This is a genomic window from Zavarzinella formosa DSM 19928 (genome assembly GCF_000255705.1).
Classification (GTDB): domain Bacteria; phylum Planctomycetota; class Planctomycetia; order Gemmatales; family Gemmataceae; genus Zavarzinella; species Zavarzinella formosa.
The window spans coordinates 895,242-899,927 of sequence record NZ_JH636440.1 but is presented as its reverse complement, the minus strand read 5'-3'; the positions used below and the strand labels follow the sequence as shown (position 1 = coordinate 899,927).

Below are 4,686 nucleotides of genomic sequence, written 5' to 3'. Positions count from 1 at the left end.
CGGGCGAAGGCGCGAGCCGTGGTGTTGTGGCAGGCGTTGGTCCACAATCTGTGGCAAACCATCCGCTTGCTCACCGCGAAAAATGACGGCCGGAATTGGATGGAGATCCTGCGCGCCGAGGCGGCCTGAAACGGCCGGTTGGCCCCCGGCCGACCGGCGGCCGAAAAAATTGAACGACTCCCCGCTCAATGAAACGGGACGGGTTGGCTAAAACTTCACAAGCTCAAGGGGGCGGCACGTGTCCGTTGTGCCACCCCGTTGGGGTGGAAACGGGGGGAACGGTCTTTTTCCAAGGGCGGAAACCGCCCTTGGCTATTTTCGAGCACCCCCTTGGGGCGAATACCATTGGTCGGCGCGAGTATACGCGAGAAGTGATGAGTGCCAGAATGATTTCCCAGACCCAATCGCCGTGGCGAACGAAGAACGAAGACGTTCTTCAATCAAAACCACTATAACAATCGCACGTCTGTCTCTGCTCGCAATCACCTTTTGTAGAGGTTTCCCCATGCGTTTTCGTCGCCCGGCCGTGGCTTTGGCCGCCCTCATTGGCATAACGGCGGGCCTCATGGGCCAGGCTCCCGTCAAGGACAAAGCTGATCCAAAGGCGAAGACCGATCCGAAAGCCAAGGTTGATCCCAAGGCAAAAGCCAATGCAAAGGATGATGAAAAATCAAAGTTTGCCCTGACCGCCAAGGTCACCGACCTTTCGTTGGGAACGCAACTGTCCGGTCCCAAGGTGACGAAGGAAGATCTGGCCGGGAAGGTCGTGATGTACGACGAATGGGGGATCAATTGCCCTCCGTGCCTCGCGGCCATGCCGGCGACGGCATCACTCTACAAGGAACTTGGCGATTTCGGCTTGGTGGTGTTGGGAGCCCATTACCAAGGGGGTACGCCTGCGGAGATCCTGAGTTTCTCCTCGGCACGCGGGGCCACCTTCCCCATCTTGAGCGGATCGGGCGCCGGGGAAACGGACAATGCCGGCGGCCTGCCGCACGTCTTCTTGTTCGATCACACCGGGAAATGCGTGTTTCGCGGCCTCCCGGATGAGGTCGAGAACCGGATTCGCGTCCTTGTCGGCGAAATGATCGCCGCCTCGGTGACGGCCGCCAAACCCACCGCGTCGGTGGCCCCGGTCATTGCCGATTTGAAGAAGGGCAAGTCCCCCGTCAGCATGGTTTCCCGGCTCGCCCCCTTGGTTGGCTCCACGAACAAGGACACGGCCGAGCAAGCTACCGCCCTGATGGACACCATCACCGCCCAAGGCCGGAAGAAGCTTGATGCCGCCACGGAAAAAGCAAGCGACGCCCCGGCCGAGGCGTTCTTGCTGGTCGAAAACCTGCCGACCACTTACAAGGGTTCGCCGGTCGCCAAACAGGCGACGGAGTTGATCACCAAGTTGAAGAAGGAAAAAGCCGTCACCGCCGAACTCGCCGCCCGGCCGTCGCTGGAGGCCGCCAAACAACTGGCCTCCCAACTCTCGGCCCGTCTGGGAACCGGCGGCGACCCCTCGAAGCCCGAATTCCGCAAAGCCAACGCCGCAACGATTAAGCAACTCGAAAGCAAAGTCGCCCAAATGAAAAAGACCTGGCCCGACGCCAAAGCCACCGCCGAGGCCGATGCGCTGGCGGAGAAGTATGGCGGGTCGAAGTGACACATATCGGAAAAAGCCTGTCTGGTAAAATGATCTCGTCCCAGACACACTCGGAGGAATCCCAACGCCAATGACATACACCGCTGTGATCCGGCAAGAAGGCGATTGGTGGATCGGTTGGGTGCAAGAAATGTCCGGGATCAACTCGCAGGGCGAGAGCCGGGAAGAGTTGTTGGAGAATCTGCGAGAGGCTCTGACCGAAGCGATTGAAATGAACCGGGAAGAAGCCAAAATCGCCGCCACCGGAGCGGGATCATTTGAAGAAGTGGAGCTTGTGGCGTGAAGAGGCAGGACCTCATTCGACACCTCCAAAAGAACGGGTGTGTAACCGGCTTGCCGCCGCCGGGGATCATGAGGTTCAACACTACGTGGCGAGCGATTCGACTTGGGATGTGTGCGGCTTGTATGAGTGACTCAGATCATTTGCATATCAGAACAGACTACTCGACCTCATCCGTTTTCGGCTGAGGTCGCGGAACCGGCCGGGCAATTTGCATCACCGAGTACCCGGCCACAATCAATCCGGCTGCTCCGAGCCAAGCCGCTTGAAATGGCCGGTTGCCTCCGTCCTCTTCAATCAACATGTAAACCATGACGGCGCCAATGGCGATGCCGATCAACAGCGTGAGCAAATACACAAACAGCATCCCGGAGGATCGCATCTTGATGCCGCACTCGCCGCACTGATAACCCGGATGGGGGCTGATCTGACTCGGCGGCAACCGCTTCACTTGCGACGACCCGCATTTGGGACATTCCATGACACGATCTCCCGGACAATTGATGGTTCGGTTGGGCCGGTTCCTTAAAATTTGACAACACACCCCGCAAAATTGTCCGGTCACTCGCCAGTATTTCAATCTTGGCAATCTGGGTATTTTCTGCGGGTATTGCGGATGCGGGGTTTTTCCGATTGTAAGGAATGGCCCTAATTTGACATGTCATGCGCGAATGACGAGGTTCGTGAGGTAATCTTCACGCATTCAGATCGCTCACTGAAGGATCGACGATGTTTCTGATCACCCGGAAGCCGGGCGAAGATTTCCTGCTTAGCGATGACACCCGGCTCACGATCGTGTCGGCCCATGGCGGCTTGGTGCGATTTCGCATTGACAATGCCCGCTCCAAGCTCGCCAGCGATGGCGAGATCACCATCCCGCACCAAGGCACGTTCGGCATCTTCTACCTGGACAAAACCTCTGACGAGACGGTCAACCTGTTCCCGCAGACCGCCCGCGACACCCTAAGCCCCACCGAGGTGATTATGACCCCCGAGATTGCCGAGAAACCGCCGTCACACTGGTGAACCGGTCTTGCGCAAACCCGTTTCAAACAGAATGCGGTTCGTTGATATCCAAGAGCCTCACTGTGTGCGCGGTGGGGATTGCTTGTGATCCCCGGTTATAGTTCTTGCTCAGGCCCTGTTCGCCGCGAGGCGGACATTGGCGATGTTGGCGAACACATTGTCCACCACCGTAGCCTGATCTTCGACGGTGAAATAGGAGTGTCCGACGCCGATCAACTCGTACTGGCCGGAATGATGCGCCTTGTCGAACGCCGAGGCGGCCGCTTCCGCGACCAAGCCTTTTGTCCAAGACTCGGCGGCTCCGGTTTTTTGGGTGACACACTCGAAGACGACCGCGTTGATGTCCTCAATGTCAAGAAACATGGCGATCCGCCCGGTGGCCAATGCAAAGCCATAAAGAAGCATCCCCAGCACGGAGACGCTCAAATCATCCTGTTCCCATCGTGAATCGGCGATCACGGCCTCGGCCAACCCGCCGACCCGCTGCGTCAGGGCCTCGCGCATCATATGCTCCTTCCATCGCCTGTGTGGATTGGACAGAATTGCAGGCTAGCCGACGAACGGCATGGCGTCAACATCCTCCGTTTATCCGGGACTCCGGCCGCTCAAATCATCCCGGCCGGTTCGGTTGGCTCATACGCCACCCCGGCCCAATCAGTTTATTTCGCCAGTTCACGATGATTGGAACAAATCGGCGTGATTTCCGTCACACAGCATCGGTGCCACCGATTCGGCGATGAACACGCGGTTGGCCCAGCCCAAGTGGCCGCCCCAGTGGAACTGGCCGAGCATCCGGGGGTGGTAGCGGCGTTGCCATAAACGGTCCCGATACAACTCCTCATCCTCTTGGCCGGCCCCCGGCGGGAGCGAGAAGCCACAGAAGCCGGCGGACACCGAGTGGCGGCCATCGGAGGTGCCGGCCACGAGGGTTCCGGCCGCCAGAAAGACCATGTCCAGCGGGGACCAGAAGTGCCGAATTCCCTGTTCCGTCCGGCGAAGGGCCGGGGCTAGATTGTAGGCCTGGGACAGCGACGGTCCGAACAACACCACGGAATTGACCATGCGCCCCGCCGGGAGGGTTTCCAACGCCCAAATGGCGATGGCCGCGCCGCCGGAGTGGGCCAGCAAATGAACGGGGCGGCCCGGATATTTGTCTTGGTAATCGGTGATGAGCCGGGCCAGCGTCGCCGCACGGCGACGGGCGCGATTCTCGGCCCGCAAGTGAAAGGCAAACAGAGGCCACAGGCCGGTTGTCCAGTCGTGGACCAACGTCGCGCCGGGAAAGCCGCCGTCTTGAAGACCACGGGCGACGCTCCAATTGAGCGGCCCCCGGCCCTCGGTCCCCGGAAGAATGATCGCCAGCCCGTGTTCCCGCCGGGCCGGATCGTAGAGCCGTCGGCGCCGGTCCAGCCACCACCCGCCCAAGGGGAAGGTGAAGCCAGTGGCCACCGAACATAATCCCCGGCAAAATCGGCCGAGCGTTGTCATCAACAGGGGCCTCCTGCCCGGCGGACGAAACGTCCCAAGCGGCGTGAATAACCTCACAGGCGTCCGTTGTCAAAATCAATCCGACCTTACCAATCGACTGTTCAGGGCCATTCCGTTATTCAACGTGGGGGATGCCGATAAGCTCCCGGGCTTTTTCGGGGTGGATTTGGAGCAATTCGATGGCTTCGCGGTGGTTGTCGGCGCCACTGTCGGCCAGCAAATGGATGATGGCATTGCG

6 protein-coding genes are annotated in these 4,686 nt (G+C 59.6%); 3 read left to right on the top strand and 3 right to left on the bottom strand.

Features of this window, described 5'->3' with window-relative positions; translation table 11 throughout:
- The first annotated feature begins 505 nt into the window (after positions 1 to 505).
- Positions 506 to 1,654 (top strand): TlpA disulfide reductase family protein, encoded by a 1,149-nt coding sequence (locus tag BGIM_RS57500; protein ID WP_020470565.1) that lies wholly within the window; start codon positions 506 to 508, stop codon positions 1,652 to 1,654.
- Between the two features lie 70 nt (positions 1,655 to 1,724).
- The gene (locus BGIM_RS0114915; RefSeq protein WP_020470564.1) at positions 1,725 to 1,937 is read left to right on the top strand and encodes a type II toxin-antitoxin system HicB family antitoxin; all 213 of its coding nucleotides are present in this window, start codon (positions 1,725 to 1,727) and stop codon (positions 1,935 to 1,937) included.
- A gap of 157 nt (positions 1,938 to 2,094) precedes the next feature.
- Here BGIM_RS0114915 and BGIM_RS0114910 read toward each other — a convergent pair whose 3' ends face one another.
- Positions 2,095 to 2,415 carry a hypothetical protein gene (locus BGIM_RS0114910; protein WP_020470563.1) on the bottom strand — a complete coding sequence of 107 codons (321 nt, stop codon included), beginning with the start codon at positions 2,413 to 2,415 and terminating at the stop codon, positions 2,095 to 2,097.
- Between the two features lie 248 nt (positions 2,416 to 2,663).
- On the opposite strand from BGIM_RS0114910, the gene BGIM_RS0114905 reads away from it, so the two are divergent.
- A complete protein-coding gene (locus BGIM_RS0114905; protein ID WP_020470562.1) occupies positions 2,664 to 2,960 on the top strand; it encodes a carbon storage regulator in 297 nt (98 codons plus the stop codon).
- 108 nt (positions 2,961 to 3,068) lie between these two features.
- On the opposite strand, the gene BGIM_RS0114900 is transcribed toward BGIM_RS0114905, so the two are convergent.
- Together BGIM_RS0114900 and BGIM_RS0114895 are read right to left on the bottom strand one after the other, a co-directional pair.
- On the bottom strand, positions 3,069 to 3,467 hold the full coding sequence (locus BGIM_RS0114900) for a hypothetical protein (RefSeq protein WP_020470561.1): 399 nt from the start codon (positions 3,465 to 3,467) through the stop codon (positions 3,069 to 3,071).
- Positions 3,468 to 3,632: 165 nt separating this feature from the next.
- Positions 3,633 to 4,448, bottom strand: a complete 816-nt coding sequence (locus BGIM_RS0114895; protein WP_029630063.1) for an alpha/beta hydrolase — start codon at positions 4,446 to 4,448, stop codon at positions 3,633 to 3,635.
- Positions 4,449 to 4,686 lie beyond the last annotated feature (238 nt).

What these genes read in the sequence shown, in the direction of transcription:
- BGIM_RS0114910 (WP_020470563.1), bottom strand. Translation starts at nt 2,415, where the DNA reads ATGGAATGTCCCAAATGCGGGTCGTCGCAAGTGAAGCGGTTGCCGCCG.
- BGIM_RS0114915 (WP_020470564.1), top strand. Translation starts at nt 1,725, where the DNA reads ATGACATACACCGCTGTGATCCGGCAAGAAGGCGATTGGTGGATCGGT.
- BGIM_RS0114895 (WP_029630063.1), bottom strand. Translation starts at nt 4,448, where the DNA reads ATGACAACGCTCGGCCGATTTTGCCGGGGATTATGTTCGGTGGCCACT.
- BGIM_RS57500 (WP_020470565.1), top strand. Translation starts at nt 506, where the DNA reads ATGCGTTTTCGTCGCCCGGCCGTGGCTTTGGCCGCCCTCATTGGCATA.
- BGIM_RS0114905 (WP_020470562.1), top strand. Translation starts at nt 2,664, where the DNA reads ATGTTTCTGATCACCCGGAAGCCGGGCGAAGATTTCCTGCTTAGCGAT.
- BGIM_RS0114900 (WP_020470561.1), bottom strand. Translation starts at nt 3,467, where the DNA reads ATGATGCGCGAGGCCCTGACGCAGCGGGTCGGCGGGTTGGCCGAGGCC.